Source organism: Escherichia sp. WS338, from assembly GCF_046486405.1.
In the GTDB taxonomy this organism is placed as follows: domain Bacteria; phylum Pseudomonadota; class Gammaproteobacteria; order Enterobacterales; family Enterobacteriaceae; genus Escherichia; species Escherichia coli.
In genome coordinates this window covers 1-18089 of the sequence record NZ_JBJQLL010000033.1, presented here as the reverse complement: position 1 = coordinate 18089, position 18089 = coordinate 1, and the positions used below count along the sequence as shown (strand labels likewise).

The following is an 18089-nucleotide window of genomic DNA, read 5'->3' as shown; positions in this document are numbered from 1 at the left end:
GGGTTTCTTACTCCTCAGTTAGATCTGATAAATTCAATACGGTCAAAAACTGCTTTAGCAAAATCTTCCGCAGCAATTCGCGCGTTCTTCAATGCATCAGCACTACCAACATACGTTGCCGGGTTAGCTGAAATAACAGTGTCAAAAGACTCGCCGCAGCGTTCAAAACCGTCAAGGCGAGGGAGGACAACATCAAGCATATCCCCACCGAACACTTCTTTAGCCAGGCTATGGCAATACTTATGGTCTGCCTTGTTACTCAACTTGGACATAAAACCAATGTTAGTTGCAAGCTGACACTCGCAGCCTTCATCCGAAATGAGTTTCACCAACTCAGGAAGGCGGGCAACGTATTTAAGCGATGAGTGGAAATCAACCGTTGCAGGCGGCAGAGGTGTAAACAGTATATTGGCCGAGGCCAAAGCATTTTTCAGGAAGGCGTCAAGGTGAGGACCACTATCAACGAGGATAAAGTCATAATCGCTCTTCAGCTTATCAATCACATTCTCTTTCAGGACAGCATGGATGTTCTGACCCGGTAGATGCTCATTGCACAGCTCTCTCCAATCGGATGCAATAAAGGCATCGTCAATCGACGCAGGCATAACGTCAACCCCAGGTACAACAGAAGGAACAATAAACTCCTCTAACAGCTCTTCACGGCTTACATTCTGCAACATAGCCTGTGCAGATGTTGCGTTTACGATACCAATAGAGTGTTTATGGCTTAAAAACATCGTTGCTGAAGATTGCGGATCAAGGTCAATAACCAGAATCCTTAAATCTTCCATCAGAAGATGAGGGTGGGCACGCATTGCATGCGCCAGAGAAACCGTCGATACAGTTTTTGACACACCGCCTTTAAGATTGGAGATGAAAATCACATACGCTTCGCTGTAGCGATCCCGGTATTTTGGCACTCCGCGATGTTCATATATGTCAATGATGTTCTGAATTGACATCGCATATTTCATTGAAGAGCCAGCAGGGCGTTTATCGAAAACATAACCCTTTTCTTCCATTTCACTTACGGCATAGTCAACGTTCGCTCGAGTCAGTAGAGGCAATTTTGCCAGTGCCGCTTTCGCATAGACCTGGTAAAACTCGTTCGCGTGTAGCTCATCCTTTTGCAACTGTACTTGTTCAGTCAGAACATTGAGCATTCTGTTTGCTCTTTGAGCAACCTTGTGAAGCTGGCTGGAATCACTCATCGAAAGTCATCCTTTATGCTGTATTTTTGAATTTAATTAAAAATGCTGCATAAAATAATAATGTATGCGTAGATGCTTGTACATAGCATTCTCTGCATGTTTGGTTCATTTTGCACGATTGAGAGTTACAAGAAAGGCACAAAAAAGCCCCGTTCAGGGGCATCAGTGTTATTTGCTAAGAGCAGCGAATAATCGTTCGAAATCGATAGTATCTATAGCACGCGTAAGCGCCGGAAGTTCAGCCTCAAAGTACCCGTGTCGATCGTAAAAGAAGGGACCGAAGAGCGAGGCATGTTGGATTCTACTTCACCCCAGCCCGGACACACAGTTAAGCCCATTACCGGCTAAAAGGCTAAAAAACTTCTCTGGATTATCGTGGTAAAGCTGGGAATCAATGGTGGCGGTTAACTCTTCCATAGGGAAGCACACCCGCCCTGTATCCCAGGGATATTTAGTCCGAAGCATAAACATTGCTTTCAGCAATTCACATTGAGCGCGGATCGCGTCCGGTTCATAGCCAGATATGGAGACATAAGCCACGTCCCTCATTCCTGCGTCATCTTTGAAAGTCACGATAGAAGTAACATCCAGCTCTTTTTCGAAAGAGCAAGCAGCATCTACTGGACGCTGAAGTAAATCATTCGACTTAATGCGCTCGAGAATCCCTCCCCACATATCATTTAGATATTCGATATGAGCCAAAACCTTATCAAGACACTCTCGTGTAAACCATTCAGTATGCCCGCCACCGACGCTTTTCTCCCACGGCGCATTCCAGGGGAAAAAGGTTGCGTGTAAAGCCCGCTCAAGATTAACCATTGCCAAACGTGTACCACGATAGACCCGTGAAAGCGCAAAATCGGGACTCACTTGTAGCCCTTTAAACCGTGCCAATGGACCACATGAAATGCCGATTTTAAAAGTATCTCCGTTCTCTGGCACCAGAACGTAGAGGTAGTGTTGTTTCTCTTCTTGCATATCAATACCACTGCTTGATGAGAACCGCGCAAATGTTGACTATGCGCGAAGGTTAATGTGAATAGTTGACTATGCGCGATGTGACTACAGTCAAAAGTTGACTGTAGTCGATTTAACTCCACCAAAGATCGACTATGTAAGATATTGTCGGGAGAAACGTTGACTATACGCGATGAAATGCCCCTAAAAGCCATCTCAATAGCGACTTGCAGAATATTGACGCCAGCAAAAATCCACCAGCGTCAACGAATGTCGCCTATAGTCAACTTCTCGCTATCGCATATAGTCAATATTATGGATTGCGCTTATGGATCTGGAAGCCGATTTTCCTGCCGTTTTTTATCTCTGAAAATTTAAGATATTCAATAGCTTCCAAATCTTTCATGGCTTTTCTGATAACGCTATTTTGCACGCTAACGGATGATTTGAGATTAAGCCTCGCTCTAAGGCGCTCAATGCTGACAGGTGCCGGGTTGGCGGGTAGAGCCTCAAAGAATGTATACAGTACCTTGGCCGTCTCTTTGCGCCCTAGTTTATCCAGCATCTTCAGCTTCAGGATTCGCTTATAGTCAACATAGTAAAGTTCAGATAGCTGTTTCTGCGGCTGGATCTCGATAACATCAAGCTCGGTATTCAGGCTGCTATATGCCAACAAGTTGACGTTAATGTTATTGAGATGACCTTTTGCCGCCGGGAAGCGGAATTTGACAACTGTCTGCTGAATGCGTGTCAGAGAGTCATCAATACTTTTACGGAACGCCTTTGAAAGGCGCTTACGTGGATAGCCGCATCGATCGGCAAACTCGGAGAATGGCAGGGTGATTATGCCGTCATCATCAGGTGCGTAGTCAAACAACGCGGAGGTTATGCCCACCCACACCTTAAAATCAGTATCCATATCCAGGCGTGGACCATGAATTTCAATTCCCTCATAGCCTTCCTGCTCAACAATTTTGAGGCTTGATAGTTCTTCAGTTGCGTTCGTTGTGTTTGTTGTAACTGACGATCCGCGACGTAGCGCCACATTGGTAGATTTTAAGGTTGGCACAAACACACCTAAGCGCAACAAAGCGATGGGTTGTATAGTGCTGTTGTTATTGGGCTTCAGGCTGTGGATTTCTCCTGTATTTCCTGCAACTTCTTCAACGCTAAGGAAGCCTTTACTTTCTTCCGGCATCACGGTTTCTCCATGTGTGGCGCGGCCTGACGTCAATTTGGATGGCTGTTATCAACAGCTGTGAATATTCAGACTCTAAAATCGCTTACAGTCAATGTTTCTGTCGCGTATAGTCAACAATAAATCGCGTGCAGTCAACAATAAATCGTGCACAGTCAACATAAAATCGCGTATAGTCAATGTTGATCCCATTTCAGGCCAGTAATGACGCGGCTTACAGCGATCCGGGATCTTCTTTGGATCTTCCTAGGTTCTCTTTAGGATCTGTTTATTGGATCTATGCTGTGGATAAGTTGAATAAACCGGCCAACAAAGCCGGTTGGAAGGAAGTCATATTATTCTACGCTTTCGATAAGAAGACCATGTTCATAACATTTAAGCTCATCGCCTTCATACAGGAATTGGTATCCAACACCACCATCTTCATGGACATTAGGGAATAACTCATAACTCACTGAAGAGCAAATTACACCAATGCAGCGATCAACGCCTTCTCGTTCTTCAGTGCTGAAAAAATCCTCTTCGGTAAGAACATGAGTACATTGCTCATCAGCATAGGTCGGAAATACATGCTCAATGCAATCCGGGTGTTTTAAACCAAGCTGATCGGCAAGCTCGAAAGCACGACGGTATTGTTCAGATCCTGGCTTGCCAACAGTGATTTGCTCAATTTTGTAGATTGAAGTCGCTTTGTTGATAGTTTGCTTTACTGTTACTTTATCAGACATAAAAATCCCTTTTAGTTACCGCTAATAGCTCGGTTGTAATCATTAACGTTGCGATTCTTCCTGTTAATCCCCATCAGCATCGTTTCTGTATCGAGGATATACGCTGGCAGATCATCAAAATATTCACTGCTAAACTCTGGCATCCTGCACATAAATGCACTTTTGGGGGCAGGGGGGTTAACCTTTGTCGGCGTCGGCGTTAAATTCGCTGATCGACTGCCGGAGCAACCGCTGAGTGTCAGCAGGAATGCGCTGGCGAACATTACCCGCCGCAACCAGTTGTTTCTGAACTTCAGCTTTTCGTTCCATTTGCCTGTCAGCATATTTGGCTTGTTCTGATTCATTTTTCACTTCCTGGCTGTGAAAATGTTGCTCTGCTTTGTTCATCGTCTCAATGGTCTGGTTAAGATCCATTATTGACTTATCACGTTCCTTAACAGCCTGATCAAGACTGCCAATTTTCTCCATGGCTTGCTTTAGCTGATGACGTTCCCATGCAAACCCAGCACCAACAAGTGCGCAAATCAGAACAAGAACACCAGTAGCAGCAAGTTTCTCCTTCAAAGACAAAGCTGTTTTTAACGTAGAAAAGAATGACATGCCTTCCTCCTGAAGAAAAATTATCAATGAAGTCCTTTGTTACTGTGCCGCTTTGTTTAATTCATTAAGAACAGAATCAGGAACCAAAACGGCAACTGCGCTGGCTGTGCTGACCTTATTTGCTGATGCTTCCGCAAGCGCGGTACCGATAGCATGGTTATAAGCAGTTATGGCTACGTTGGCGCTTTCCTTCGCTCGTTCATACTGCTGTTGTAACGCAGTTGTGGGCGCTGTTGTCTGGTTGAAAACAACCCCAAACTGTTCAGTTGCTACTTTCAGAGATTCAATTTGCTCTTCTGTTAGTGCTGGTGGGGGAGTGGCAGTGCCGCCGCCTGAACCAGAGCCTGACGAGCTTCCTGAGCCAGTGTTAAGGGTCTGGTTAATCTCCCCCATAGCAGCGACTAAACTTGATGTATTAAGCGCGTTAACAGCGTCCTCAAGCGATTTAGTAATATTCACATCACCAATGGCAATAGAGATCGGCAGTTCTGAAACTTCTCGCTCATTAGCACGGCAGTAAACATCCCAACCAATATCGAGTTGAAGCAGCATTGACAGATCTGCATAACCAGCCAACAGGTCCGCGTGCTTAGTTGCCAGTTCTCCAATGTTCGTTAAGCCGGTTGTCGTTGTTCTGATCGTTGAAACATAGCTGGTAATAGTGTCGGGATAGACAATTGTATCCAGAATTAATCCGGTCAATTCTTCTGCAAGCAGTTTTGCTGTGTTAGCACTGTTTCGTGCCGATGTTATGGCACCAGGTGTTTTCATCCCACCGGCGGCGGCCAATTTTTTATATGCGGATAACTGGTAGTCTTTTTCCAGCATGATATCTCCTAACTTACCTGAACCAGGCCGTCTCCGGCTGCAACGGTAGAGCCGCATGAAACAGGATCACCAACGCATACGATCCCTTTCCCGTTGACGGTAAACCATGCCCTGGTTGATATAGCTTGCCCGCCGTGCGTGCTGTTCCCATCGGTATGCTGTGCATATTGCTTACCATCAACTAACACTTCGACTCCGTTGACTTTAAGTAGTGGTTCGCTCTCTACGGGAGGCCTGGATGGGAATCCTCCGTGCCCCGAACAAATGCTGTCTTTTGTTGCAATACTTGCCACGTCATCACCAATGATTTGCTCTGATTTTCGTTATTTTAACTTAGGTTATTTGTGGTCTGTGTGGCGTTTACTTATTGCAAAATTGCTCTAATAAATATTGTTTTTTATGTCGTGTTTTCGGTACCATTCAGCCATCGCCCTTCAATGGGCATTTGTTTGGAGTCGTCAGATGCAGATGGAGCTAATAAGCCGCAAGGAGTTCGATAGCCGTGTAACCAGCGGTGAACTCGACAACTTGCAGGCTATCAAGGTGAAAGAAGGCTTTTGCCTCATTGGGAATCAGAGCGGAACAAATCGCGTTTTTATGCTTCGCCGTACGGATTTGAAGCCATTTGTCTGGAAGAACGAAATTGGTCCCAGCTCATACGCTCAAACGAGGGGGTGCCACAACCTGGCCTTTTTCTACAAAGACGAGCTTTCTGTGGTTGATATTCAAGGGTTACAACATGTTTAAGCACTGGAAAAACATTACTATTTATAAACTTTCTCGTGAGGCGGATCTGACCGACTTAGAAGATAAAAAGAAAATGATCCTTTTCACACCATGCGGTAGTCAGGATATGGCCAAGTTCGGTTTTGTATCTCCATTTGGTGATAATTCCGAAGTTATCGCTATGCATGGAAATGGTTTTATCCTTGTTGAAGCAAAGCGCGAAACAAAAATTCTTCCCCCGCCGGTTATCCAGCGAGCTATTCAAGAAAAAATTGAAAAACTTGAGCAAGAACAAGCGCGTAAACTGAAGAAAACAGAGAAGGACTCCCTGAAAGACGAAGTTCTGCATTCTCTTCTGCCACGGGCTTTTTCAAAGTTTTCTGTTATCCAGGCGATCTACGACGGTTCAACTAAACGTATCTATATCAATGCCAGCGCGCGGCAGGCAGAGGATATGCTCGCGCTTATGCGTAAGTCTCTGGGTTCTCTTCCTGTTGTTCCCCTGAGTGTTGAAAATCCCATTGAATTAACGCTGACCGACTGGGTACGTGATGGTAGTGCTCCACAGGGATTTCAAATGGGGGATGCGGCAGAACTTAAGGCAGTGCTTGAGGATGGCGGTATTGCCCGAGTGAAAAAGCAGGATTTGGGAAGCGATGAAATTTCCACACACCTGGAAGCTGGCAAGCTCGTCACTAAGTTGGCACTCGACTGGCAGAACCGCATTAAATTTACACTGGACCATAACTTCAGCCTTACCAGCGTCAAATTTGCGGATGAATTGCTTGATCAGAACTCTGATATTGATAGTGAAGATGTAGCGCAGCGACTGGACGCAGATTTCTTCCTGTTGACCAGTGAAATTTCGTGCCTGGTTGATGCTCTGGTAAATGCCCTTGGTGGAGAGGCTAAGCAGTGAAAGAGCTGTGCTATGGATCTGTTTGCAGTGGAATTGAAGCCGCGAGTATTGCCTGGGAACCGTTGGGTATGCGTCCGGCGTGGTTTGCTGAAATCGAGCCTTTTCCATCTGCCGTTCTTGCGCACCGCTGGCCCCATGTCGCCAACCTTGGCGACATGACAAAACTTGCCAAAAAAGTCCTGGCTGGGGAAATCGAATCCCCTGATGTGCTCGTCGGGGGAACACCTTGTCAGGCATTCAGTATCGCTGGATTACGTGGTGGGCTTGATGATGAGCGTGGCGCGCTAACTTTAAAGTATGTGGAGCTTGCAAATGCAATTGACGACAAACGGGCTGAGTCATTTCTCAAACCGACAGTTATCGTCTGGGAAAATGTCCCAGGAGTCCTGTCATCGGCAGATAACGCCTTCGGATGTTTCCTTGCCGGATTGGCTGGAGAAGATGCGCCATTTGAACCAGGTGATCGACCTGAATCAGGAAAAAGTAACGCGTTCTGGCGGTGGGATGGCAAAACCGGTTGCCATGCTCCAAAGTGGCCGCAGTGTGGTTGTATTTATGGACCGCAGCGAAAGGTGGCCTGGAGAATCCTTGATGCCCAATACTTCGGAGTGGCACAACGACGCCGACGCGTGTTTGTTGTCGCAAGTGCTCGAACAGACCTCGATCCCGCAACGGTACTTTTTGAGTTCGAAGGCGTGCGCCGGAATATTGCGCCGAGCCGAAAAAAGAAGGAAATCGCTTCCGCCATTATTGCAAATGGCGCTGCAATCAGTGGCGAAAGCCTAAATCCATGCCTACACGCTGACATGCCACCCGGTATGAAATCGACGAAAGCCGTAAACGCTTTCAGGATGGCAGCATTTGGGGAATATATTGACGATGAAACCGCATCGACAGTAAAGGCAAGAGATTTTAAAGATGCCACTGACCTTGCCGTTTTTAGCAGCACAGGAGCAGGTTTTTGGTCAGAAGGGCATGGTACATTGCGGGCACGTGAGCAAGAAAGCCATGAGCATCTTGTTACATTGGCTTTTCCTGAGCGTATGAGCGGTACACAACATGCTGCAACTAAGAATACTTCACCATCTCTAATGGCTAAAAATCCAACAGCTGTTTGCTATGAAGTAAGAAACGCAGAAGTAGCTGTCCGCCGTCTTACCCCTGTCGAATGTGAAAGGCTGCAAGGTTTTCCTGATGGGCATACGTTGATCCCGACGGAAAAGCGTAAAAAAGTTAATTCAGATGAACTGGCATATCTTCGCAATCACTATCCAGATTTAAGCGAAGAAGAGGCCGCGATGCTTGCAGCTGACGGACCGCGTTACAAAGCGATCGGCAATAGTATGGCAATACCAGTAATGCGCTGGATTGGCGATCGGATTACTAAGGCCGTATGTCGGCAGAAAGAAGGAAGTGAAACAAAAGAGCGAAAAGTTAAACCAGCGGCAGAATTCGAACGGTCCATATTCAAATGGGCTGGTGGAAAATTTGGTGTTCTGGAACAAATCTTTCGCTATTTGCCAGAAGGGAAGCGCCTGATTGAACCTTTCGTTGGTGGCGGAGCTGTCTTCATGAATGCCGGATACCAGGAAAATCTGCTAAATGATGTGAATGCTGACCTGATTAACTTTTACAAGACTCTGCAACGCGAGGCGAATTCACTTATCACTCTGGCACATCGTTTCTTCCAGGACTACAACACACAGGAAGGATACCTGGCAGTACGGAATGCGTTTAACAAACAAGTCTATGATGATTTACATCGCGCAGCGGCGTTTTTGTTCCTGAACCGACATTGTTTTAACGGATTGACGCGTTACAACCAGGCCGGTGAGTTCAATGTCGGTTATGGGAAGTATAAAACTCCGTATTTCCCATTACAGGAGATGGAAGCCTTCCTCGGTGCGGAAGGGCGGTCTGAGTTTGTATGCGGTGATTTTGCAGCGGTGATTGAAGCTGCCGGAGAAGGAGATGTTATCTTTTGCGATCCGCCGTATGAACCGCTTCCAAATACAGAGGGATTCACGAACTATTCCGGTCATGACTTTAAGTTTGAAGAGCAAAAACGCCTGGTGTCTCTGTTGACGGATGCTCATCGTCGAGGTGCAAAGGTTCTCATTACTAACAGTGGCGCGCCAAACATCAGAGAGCTTTATCATGACAGTGGCTTCAGAGTGGAACCTCTTTTTGCCAGACGTTCTGTGTCTTGTAAGGGGGACACTCGAGGTGTAGCTCATGACGTTTTGGGCATATTGCTCTAATAAATTTATTAGTGTAATATCGCCCCAATGAATCGTGATTTATAGAGCGATTTAGCTGTTAGCCGCGACAGGCGCGGCGGTAAGCATGGCTGGGCCTAGTCCTCCCAGACAAACCACCGAGTTGCCAGGTTGACCATGCGCCTAAGTGGCAACGCCGAAGTGCGTTACGAGCTTCCAGTTTGCCCATCTTCGGGTGGGCGTTTTTTCAGGGTTTTCGTCATGGTTAGCGACTTTGCGGCGGTTTAGAAACTGACCATTAAAGTAAATGCAAACGATGATCTGATGATGGTAGCGGCCTAAGAAACCAGATGCCACGGGGTATGAGTCGTCCCCCGTCAAAAAAATCGACCGCAGAGTGTCCCCGTCTGTGTATTAGGGAACGGGGAGGCACAACAGGTAAGGGCGCTGGTGTGATTAACCAGATGAACGAGAAGGGGCCATCTGTTGGTCAGCGTCCTTTCCTGTTGCGTTTTCTTTTCAGCGTAACAGCGGTGCTTAACAGCACTTTGGGTACAGTTCCACGAATTTACGGGTATATCCCGTCATGCTGAAGGCGCTAATCACGCTGGAAGCCAGGGTTGTGCATCCCCTGTTACCGAATTGCAGCCAGGGCGCGGTGCGCCGAAAAGCATACGGAGGTGGAAGCCCTCGCCGGAGACGTACCCGGCAAGTGATGGTGTAGCTCAGCGGTTAGAGCGGTTGACTGTTAATCAACGGGTCGATGGTTCAAATCCATCCACCATCGCCAATGCCGGTTTAGCTCAGTTGGTAGAGCGCCTGCCTTGTAAGCAGGATGTCAGCGGTTCGAGTCCGTTAATCGGCACCAGCACAACAGGTAAGGGTATTTTGCGACGTCGGAGATCGCCGAGCTTGGCAGAGGGTTCGAATCCCTACGAAGTACCCTTACCGTTGTGATGAAGTGCAGCTCTTTGAAGCAACCAGAAGATAAGCATCTGGCTTCACAACATAAACCGCAGGAACGACCAATAAACGGTAGTCCGTATGGAGAACACCCCGTTGAGGAAGAGGCCTGGCCGGAACCGTAACCGGCACTACAACGTTGAGAACACTGGCGTAACGGGGTCATATCCCAATCTACGAATAAATGTTGCGTTGCAGCGTGACAACCAGTGTTCTCAACATTGTGGTGAATGCACAGGCTGATGTGCCGCAACTACAGTAGTGCGCGCTTTGCGGGGCTTGCTACAACCCTGTGTCGGAGTTCAGCACCGACCATCACAGTTTGATTCTCTGGCATGAGCATAACGCTGAAATAAGTCCAGTCTGGTGCGGCCCGATCACCCGCCGTTAGCTCCACGAAACGGAGCACGTAACAGGTAAGAGCATTCTCCTGTAACGGGTTCATATCCCAATCTACAGGTCCACCAAGAATGCTCTTTCCGTTGCGGTGAATGCGGCTAAGCGCACGCGGGGAAATGGTTATATCTGTCCATTATTTCTCCTTGTTTCCACGTCCACGGTGGATAACCAGCCAAAGGACACCGGGAGGCACCCGGCACCGCAACCTTATTTCCCAACCAGTAATGAGGTTAATAAATGCTCGGCATTCTCAAAAAGAAATTCCGCAAAGCGGCTGGCGGAGTCAAGAAGATGGAAAACCGTGATGCGGTGGAAGCGACTGTCTGGGGCGCATATTCCATTGCATACTCTGACGGCACCTGCGATGCGAAAGAAATTGCAGTATTGGAAAAAACCATTGCAGCACTTCCTGCCTTTGCGCCGTTCTCCGGTGAAATTGCCCAGATGAGCGCCAATATTCGCGCTCAATATGAAGCCTCGCCGCGCCGAGCGAATGCCCAGGCTTTACGTGAACTGGCTGACGTGTCTGGAACTAATGATGCGGTAGATGTTCTGTGCCTATGCATTGATATTGCTGACCAGGATGGCATTGGGGCAGAAGAGCAGGAGCAATTGAAGAAAATTGCCCAGGCTCTTCAATTGCCACTGGAACAGTATATCTGATGGTTATAAAAGCACGTCTAATTCTGGCTTTGGTTTTTCTCGTGCTATCTGTGCTGGTGGATTTCACCAGCACAATCCTGTCGGTTTTATCCGACGGGGCGTTGGTAGCAGTAGCTGTAACATTGGTATGGCCGATATTTAAACCAGCCTCGAAGGATCAGTGATGAGCTTCTGGGATTTTGCAGATAAGTATCCAATTGTTCTCATTATCATTGTTGCCATAGTTGTAGGCGGTATTGTTAGCGCCATTGAAGCACTTAGGAAACAGTAATCCGGCCCTTTAGCTCAGTGGTTAGAGCTGGCGACTCATAATCGCACGGTCACCGGTTCAAGTCCGGTAGGGGCCACCATATTTGGTTGTAACACGGCGTCTGGCACATGCGTCGTTAGCGGTCTGGTGACGTTAAAGGGGTTACCTTTTCCCCTAGCTCAGGCAACAAACCAGGTAGCCGGAATGTGCAAGCCCCGTTCATAGCGTCGGACTGCGGATTCACCATCTTGGCGATTCGGTGTGACAGCCGGGAAGAGTCCGGCGAATTAATCCTGATTTTCTGGTGATGACTCATATCGTTAGGAGTGATTTGAGTATGCCGATTATATCTGACATTCAGCACGCCTGGGTGGAGTGCTAATGTCTGCATCCCCTCTTGAATCCATGCCAAATTCCCTTAGTGCAGAACAAGCTGTACTTGGTGGCTTAATGCTTGATAACTGCCGCTGGGATGAAGTGGCAGATCGTATAGTTGCTGATGATTTTTATACCAATGCTCATCGTGAAATTTTCAGTGAGATGGAGAGGTTATTAAGTCATGGCAAACCGATTGATTTGATAACACTTGCTGAAGCACTTGAACAGAACGGTAAATTAGAACGCGCCGGTGGTTTTGCGTACCTTGCGGAGATGTCAAAGAACACGCCCAGCGCGGCAAATATTTGTGCTTATGCGGATATCGTTCGTGAACGCGCGGTTGTTCGTGAAATGATTTCCGTCGCAAATGAAATAGCTGAAGCTGGATATGCGCAGGATGGCCGGGGCAGCAATGAATTGCTGGATATGGCTGAACGCCGCGTTTTTGAAATAGCTGAAAAACGACAAAAGAGCGGTAGTGGTCCAAAAGATATCGCCAGCATTCTCGATGCAACGGTATCTCGCATAGAAGAGTTGTTTCAGCGACCGCATGATGGTGTAACGGGACTTGATACCGGATTTACCGATCTCAATAAGAAGACGGCAGGGCTTCAGTCGTCCGATCTCATCATTGTCGCCGCCCGCCCATCTATGGGGAAGACCACGTTTGCGATGAATCTCGTCGAAAATGCCGCAGTTCGTAACGATAAGCCCGTATTGGTTTTTAGCCTTGAGATGCCGAGCCACCAGCTGATGATGCGCTCACTGGCTTCTCTTGCACGCGTTGATCAGACTCGTATTCGAACAGGGCAACTTAACGACGAGGATTGGGCGCGGGTTTCTGGCGCAATGGGTATTCTGTTGGACAAGCAGAATATTTTTATTGATGACTCAAGCGCCCTGACGCCGACAGAGCTACGTTCCCGCGCTCGTCGTGTTTATAAAGAAAATGGTGGTTTGAGCATGATTATGATCGACTACCTGCAACTTATGCGCGTCCCGGAGCTGCAAGATAACCGAACGCTGGAAATTGCCGAGATTTCTCGCTCACTGAAGGCGTTGGCGAAGGAATTACAAGTACCGGTGGTGGCATTGTCACAACTTAATCGATCGCTTGAACAGCGTGCGGACAAACGACCGGTAAATTCAGATTTACGTGAATCAGGAGCAATTGAGCAGGACGCAGACCTGATCATGTTTTTGTATCGCGACGAAGTTTATCACCCGGATAGCGAAATGAAGGGCATTGCCGAGGTAATTATCGGAAAGCAACGAAATGGCCCAATTGGCACGGTGAGATTGGCTTTTAACGGCCAATACTCACGGTTTGATAACTATGCTGGTGCTGACTGGCAAGAGGATTATTAATGCAATGGAATGAGGAAAAGCCGATGAACATCCTGATCATTGGGCGAAAATTTGAAGCTATCAGTGATGTGAAAACATATACGGAAATGTGGGCTTATAACCTGGCCTGCGCCTTTAGCGAGGCAGGGGTAACATTGCAATACCATCGTCCATATTCCCCTGGCGTCGAAAGCCCGGAGGATTATGTTGAAGCTGTGTTGACTGCTGCGACCGCATGTTCTGCGAAGGCCATTTTGGCACCAGGATTGAGGTATTTTACTACGGTACCCAGGGAAATAGGCATGCAACTGTGTCGCCGATTCTCTGGATGGGTAGCCCAGGTATATGACGGTTCTATGCTGGATTCGGCACCAGTCGATATTACTTTTACTGTCCGCGATGATACCTGGCGGTACCTGGATAATCCCGGCAGGTTAGAGCGTCATAATCGTTTTAACAAACATGTTGGATGGGCAGCGAATCAGGAGCTGTTCCATCTGGAAACCAAAACAGACGATGTTCTGCGTATTTTTGTAGACCACGCTGCATTTGATGTTAGTGGGTTTGATCACTCCTTAAGTATCCTTATGAACCTTCAGCGTCTGACCGTTCCGTATGAGGCCAGAACGTTGACCGATGACGGATTGATTACCATTGATCCGGGGAATATATCGGTAACCCCATACAGACGGACGCCGGTACCAGCAACCGAATTTGCAGCTGAATTGCGTAAGAGTGACGTGTTTATCGTTACGCATCCCGAAAGCCTTGGATTAACTGTACTTGAGGCGGCAATGTGCGGGGCGTTGGTATTAACGCCTCCCGATTGCCTTCCGCCAGATCGCTTGGCTTTGGTGAACCATATGGTTATCAAGTCGCGGATTGATTGGGATGAGGTTATTGCTCGCGTTGATCGCGTGAAAAATGCTGAAAAGGTCCAGTGTCACACCTGGTCGGCAATTGCGGAAAAGATGCTTGAGACGTTTATCACGCAGAAACCGTCGCGCGGTAACGGATAAAAAATTGAACCCGTCATAACAGAAAAGCCCGAACGCCGGGCTTTTCTTAAGCCTTGTCAACAGAGACTTGAGCGGCTTTTATGGATAGATTCCCGCTGGCCTCTATCGCCATACTTCCCCCCGCCTTCAGGGCGACATCCGCGCCTGACTTTATATCGAGATTTCCTGCGGAAGAGATGAATGCCGGACCTTGAGAAATGGCATATAACTCCCCGGCCTCGTTGAACCCGATTGTTGTTCCACTTTTCAAGTGCGTAACGGCCCAGGCTCCGCCCGCCGTCCGGACCTCCATTAGTCCGTTCCGCGACGAAATAAAGTCTTTTTTGGCGCTGGTTGATGGTTGTGCTGGTGCACCTTCAACTTCAGGCGGTACATAGCCTTCACCTTGTCCTGACGCTTCAGGTGGCACATTGGGAGCGCCACCGGATGCATCCTGTGCATAACCGATTATCAATGGCCATCGAGAATCCCCATTGTAGGGAAATTCTACCCATACTTTATCGCCGGGCAGAAATGGTGAAAACGTGTTTGCATTGGACAATATGGCTTCTGCCCACGGCAATGAGGCATCTGGTAGCCCATCCATCATGCCGACAACGCGTATTTGCGTACGCATCAGACCTTTAGGGTCATCGACGCTTACCACTACAGCCCGATACTTCCCTGTCAAACTACCCATTCACCACTCCTAACTGTGCACGGCTGACAAAACGGAAGCGGTCTTCGAAATGAGTCACGGACATCACTATCATTTTGTCAGGGATAGATTCATCGAGTTCTCCGTCACCTGCCGTGTTATGCACGACAATTTTCAGCGTCGTACCCGGAGTTAGCGCGGCATTTCCTTCCACCAGCATATCGAGGCGGGGGAGAATGAATTTGTTGTAGTTCGCCAGCGCGGTAGGATCGGGATTGCTCGTAAATTTAATGGGGTCTTCCTGGTTACCTGAGTAAACCACACCTTTGGTCATGTCATAACTGGCCATTCTGTAATTGTGGCGGCGCTGGTATTCATAATCGGCATTCAGGATGTTGAACTGACTAATTGTAAATCCGGATGTGTTGGGATTAGCGGACTCATAAGTAAGCGATGGAGCGGCGTTTGCCATTTTTTCCATACTTTTAAAATTGATCGTCCCCCTGGATGCCCAGCACATAGAACCGGTATCCCGGGCTATCTCCTGCAATACCTTGGTCGGTTTTTCTCCAACATTTAGGTGGTATGTGGATGTTTTTCTGAATGAGTCAGCATTTACCTTCAGACCAGGGGCAAGAGAGGAAACTACGGCTGATGGTGGCTTATCAACAAAATACTGTGCGCTGGTGGACGGAACTTTTAATAACCGCACCGGGTTACTAAACGCGTAAATCAGTACAGTATCGTCCTTGCGCGGCGCTTTAAGAACAAAGAACTCTTCCGAGAAGAGGATGCCGCCATGACCTTCCGGATCACCAAGTGAAACGGTCAGTATTGTCCCAAATTTCACCCCCAGCTTATTGACCACGTAAGCCGTTGAATCCCTGACCATGAGCATAAGCTGGGGACCAGATAGCTCCCCGGGTTCGACATAGGTACATCCTACGATCATTTCGCGAGGGATTTCGTTCTGCCCAATTGAAACAGATTGCAGGAATAGCTGAGTGCGTTTTGAATCAGTTTCCGGGGCTGTGGTGGTCTTTGTGGCCATCTCATTCCTCCAGAATTTTCGCTTTTACCGTTATGGTGCCGGTGGTTTGCTGCATATAAGCCAGGATAGGAAGCTCCGCCACTACTGTGAGGTTCAATCCAACCGCGAACAGCCTGTTGTCGGCGGTGCCGGTGGTCAGATCCTGAAATGCGATTGATTTTTGCCCTTCTATGTAACAGGTAACCGGTATCTCATAACCGCCGACATTGGCAGTGTGAGTGAAAGATGCCTGCCCGAGGCTGGCATACATTCGTAGCCAGAATGCTAATGCAGTTGAAACCATCCCAAGAGATTCCTTCTCGTCACTGGCTATCCATAGCGAATATTCCAGTGAGAAAGGGATAGTCGATACCAGGGCTTCAATCTCATCATTTTCATTGGTGACATGCCCTTCATCGTAATTATCCCGGCACAGTTCACCTTCATAAATTGAAAACGCGGGAGAACGAGACAGATTCACAAGCGGCATTGCCAGCTTATTTACCGGGCCAGCAGAGGCTGTATCTTTGCGCCCGGCGCGATCGGCTTCAAATGACGACAACCACTCCTTCACATCACTAAAAGTGCCGAGCGTTATGCGATCTCTTGGTGTGCGTTTCAGGAACTCCCTGAATGACTGGTTAGTGCGATCATTAAAGCTGACAACTTGTGAGTCGAATGCTTCGTTTAAAGCCTGTGCGAGCGCCGAATCAATGCCATCAATAGTGGCAAATTCCAGCTTACCGGTTGGAGTAAGACCTTTTTTCTTAAAGATGGCCAGTAGCCATTCCTGATTATTCAGAATCACCGATGAAATTCCCTTCAAAGGCGCGTGAAGGCACGCAATAAAACAAACTGCCTACCCTGGCAGTGCCGTAATTGAATATTTTATGGATGTACCAGAAGCGGCGAATGGTTGTGCCGTCTGACAGCTGTTCCAGCCATTCGAGCATAGAACCCACTGGCACATTAACGGCGGCCAACCGAAGGATTAAAGCACTGTCGCTAATTCCCGTATTATCACTGCCGTCGTATAGCGCGTAGAAGGCGTCCATCTCATCCGGGCAGTCGAGGGCCGTTATCAGTTCTGGATCCTGATAGTCATATATGCGTTGGTTCGGTTCTATTATTTCAGATGCCGTTTCAGGTGCATTTTTGTCTCTGTAAGGTATTGCGCGATACAGAACCGCATCGAATGAGTCAGGGTCTAGCTTGATTGCTTTGAGCCAGTCCATCCGCACAAGGTTATTAAAAACTGCATGACCTTGATAACGGTGGCGCACACCAGAATCACTAAGCAGGCCGTGATCCAGATTGGGAAGGTGATTGTCCTCCACAGGATCAACAATATTACCAACGTTAACACCATCGGTTTCGATTTCAGCATCAATATCTTCCTCTTCAATCAGTTCAGAACCTTCGCCTGGAATATCCGGATCCGATTCGGTGTCCGGGAGGTTATCACCAGTCACTTGTTGTGATGGTTCTGTGTCCTCAAACATGTCATCAAAGAAACCAGCCATCGATTATCCTTTCCGTTTACGGGCTTCGTTAATTTGTGTCTCAAGAATGCTTCGCGCCTGCGCAGTGGCAGCGGCCTTGTCCATTCCCTGACTCATGAAAAACTTTATGAGGTTGTTCGCCTGCGTTTGCAGGGCTTTTTTGAGAGCGTCGGCTTCAGCGCGAGCCTGGGCTTCCCTCACCCGCGATGCTTTTAGTTCGGCATTCTTCCTGTTTGCCGTGGTGCGAGCTTTTTTTAACAACCGGCGAACGTTGTCCGTGGCGCTATCTTTTGCGCGTAGTTTTTTGCCTAATGCATCCTGAGATTTCAGATACAGCTCATACTCACGCGCAGCTTTAGCCTGATCCGTCGTTGTTGTCCGGTTGCGCGCGAGCGATTTAGCCAGTTTGAACCGCCCCGGGTTTCCTGGAGAGTGTTTTATCTGTGAACTCAGGCTGCCAGATCATCGTTTCCGATGGAAGCATAATAAGCTTTTTCTGCTTCTGCCGGAGGAGT

At 47.9% G+C, this 18089-nt stretch carries 17 protein-coding genes, 3 tRNA genes and 1 pseudogene; 10 read left to right on the top strand and 11 right to left on the bottom strand.

The window, feature by feature from the left end:
* Positions 1-14 precede the first annotated feature (14 nt).
* The 6 genes from ACJHWT_RS20730 to ACJHWT_RS20705 all read right to left on the bottom strand — a co-directional run bounded on the left by ACJHWT_RS20730 (position 15) and on the right by ACJHWT_RS20705 (position 5522).
* Positions 15-1211, bottom strand: a complete 1197-nt coding sequence (locus ACJHWT_RS20730) for an AAA family ATPase (protein WP_001285362.1) — start codon at positions 1209-1211, stop codon at positions 15-17.
* 306 nt (positions 1212-1517) lie between these two features.
* A complete protein-coding gene (locus ACJHWT_RS20725) occupies positions 1518-2189 on the bottom strand; it encodes a GIY-YIG nuclease family protein (protein WP_225899364.1) in 672 nt (223 codons plus the stop codon).
* Positions 2190-2481: 292 nt separating this feature from the next.
* On the bottom strand, positions 2482-3366 hold the full coding sequence (locus ACJHWT_RS20720) for a RepB family plasmid replication initiator protein (protein ID WP_001113742.1): 885 nt from the start codon (positions 3364-3366) through the stop codon (positions 2482-2484).
* A gap of 335 nt (positions 3367-3701) precedes the next feature.
* The gene (locus tag ACJHWT_RS20715; RefSeq protein ID WP_029401364.1) at positions 3702-4094 is read right to left on the bottom strand and encodes a hypothetical protein; all 393 of its coding nucleotides are present in this window, start codon (positions 4092-4094) and stop codon (positions 3702-3704) included.
* Between the two features lie 177 nt (positions 4095-4271).
* Positions 4272-4694: a hypothetical protein gene (locus ACJHWT_RS20710; RefSeq protein WP_001514466.1), complete on the bottom strand. Its 423-nt coding sequence runs from the start codon at positions 4692-4694 to the stop codon at positions 4272-4274.
* A gap of 39 nt (positions 4695-4733) precedes the next feature.
* Entirely contained in the window at positions 4734-5522 is a 789-nt protein-coding gene (locus ACJHWT_RS20705) for a hypothetical protein (RefSeq protein WP_029401362.1), read from the bottom strand.
* A 462-nt stretch (positions 5523-5984) separates the two neighbouring features.
* On the opposite strand from ACJHWT_RS20705, the gene ACJHWT_RS20700 reads away from it, so the two are divergent.
* The 10 genes from ACJHWT_RS20700 (at position 5985) to ACJHWT_RS20655 (ending at position 14405) form a co-directional block, all read left to right on the top strand.
* Entirely contained in the window at positions 5985-6269 is a 285-nt protein-coding gene (locus ACJHWT_RS20700; protein ID WP_001177860.1) for a hypothetical protein, read from the top strand.
* Positions 6262-7167, top strand: a complete 906-nt coding sequence (gene rdgC / locus ACJHWT_RS20695; RefSeq protein WP_000472526.1) for a recombination-associated protein RdgC — start codon at positions 6262-6264, stop codon at positions 7165-7167. The genes ACJHWT_RS20700 and rdgC overlap by 8 nt, the downstream gene beginning before the upstream one ends.
* Positions 7164-9428, top strand: a complete 2265-nt coding sequence (locus ACJHWT_RS20690) for a Dam family site-specific DNA-(adenine-N6)-methyltransferase (RefSeq protein WP_029401359.1) — start codon at positions 7164-7166, stop codon at positions 9426-9428. Before rdgC ends, ACJHWT_RS20690 begins: the two co-directional genes overlap by 4 nt.
* Positions 9429-10100: 672 nt before the next feature.
* A tRNA-Asn gene (locus tag ACJHWT_RS20685) sits at positions 10101-10176 on the top strand.
* Between the two features lie 2 nt (positions 10177-10178).
* A tRNA-Thr gene (locus tag ACJHWT_RS20680) sits at positions 10179-10254 on the top strand.
* A gap of 731 nt (positions 10255-10985) precedes the next feature.
* Positions 10986-11411 carry a tellurite resistance TerB family protein gene (locus ACJHWT_RS20675; RefSeq protein ID WP_000900640.1) on the top strand — a complete coding sequence of 142 codons (426 nt, stop codon included), beginning with the start codon at positions 10986-10988 and terminating at the stop codon, positions 11409-11411.
* The gene (locus tag ACJHWT_RS20670) at positions 11411-11575 is read left to right on the top strand and encodes a DUF3927 family protein (protein WP_000234829.1); all 165 of its coding nucleotides are present in this window, start codon (positions 11411-11413) and stop codon (positions 11573-11575) included. Before ACJHWT_RS20675 ends, ACJHWT_RS20670 begins: the two co-directional genes overlap by 1 nt.
* 110 nt (positions 11576-11685) lie before the next feature.
* Positions 11686-11761, top strand: a tRNA-Ile gene (locus tag ACJHWT_RS20665).
* A gap of 281 nt (positions 11762-12042) precedes the next feature.
* Positions 12043-13407: a replicative DNA helicase gene (gene dnaB, locus ACJHWT_RS20660; RefSeq protein WP_029365170.1), complete on the top strand. Its 1365-nt coding sequence runs from the start codon at positions 12043-12045 to the stop codon at positions 13405-13407.
* Positions 13407-14405 carry a hypothetical protein gene (locus ACJHWT_RS20655; protein WP_063112851.1) on the top strand — a complete coding sequence of 333 codons (999 nt, stop codon included), beginning with the start codon at positions 13407-13409 and terminating at the stop codon, positions 14403-14405. Before dnaB ends, ACJHWT_RS20655 begins: the two co-directional genes overlap by 1 nt.
* A 46-nt stretch (positions 14406-14451) precedes the next feature.
* Here the strand turns inward: ACJHWT_RS20655 and ACJHWT_RS20650 are convergent, their stop codons facing one another.
* From ACJHWT_RS20650 to ACJHWT_RS20630, 5 genes and pseudogenes are all read right to left on the bottom strand, one after another.
* Positions 14452-15084: a hypothetical protein gene (locus ACJHWT_RS20650; RefSeq protein WP_000535208.1), complete on the bottom strand. Its 633-nt coding sequence runs from the start codon at positions 15082-15084 to the stop codon at positions 14452-14454.
* Positions 15077-16093: a hypothetical protein gene (locus ACJHWT_RS20645; RefSeq protein WP_000212018.1), complete on the bottom strand. Its 1017-nt coding sequence runs from the start codon at positions 16091-16093 to the stop codon at positions 15077-15079. Before ACJHWT_RS20645 ends, ACJHWT_RS20650 begins: the two co-directional genes overlap by 8 nt.
* A gap of 1 nt (position 16094) precedes the next feature.
* Positions 16095-16880: a hypothetical protein gene (locus ACJHWT_RS20640; RefSeq protein WP_000602716.1), complete on the bottom strand. Its 786-nt coding sequence runs from the start codon at positions 16878-16880 to the stop codon at positions 16095-16097.
* Positions 16867-17595 carry a hypothetical protein gene (locus ACJHWT_RS20635; protein ID WP_000896801.1) on the bottom strand — a complete coding sequence of 243 codons (729 nt, stop codon included), beginning with the start codon at positions 17593-17595 and terminating at the stop codon, positions 16867-16869. Before ACJHWT_RS20635 ends, ACJHWT_RS20640 begins: the two co-directional genes overlap by 14 nt.
* Positions 17596-17598: 3 nt before the next feature.
* A pseudogene (locus tag ACJHWT_RS20630) lies at positions 17599-17982 on the bottom strand (phage tail protein); the annotation flags it as partial.
* Positions 17983-18089 lie beyond the last annotated feature (107 nt).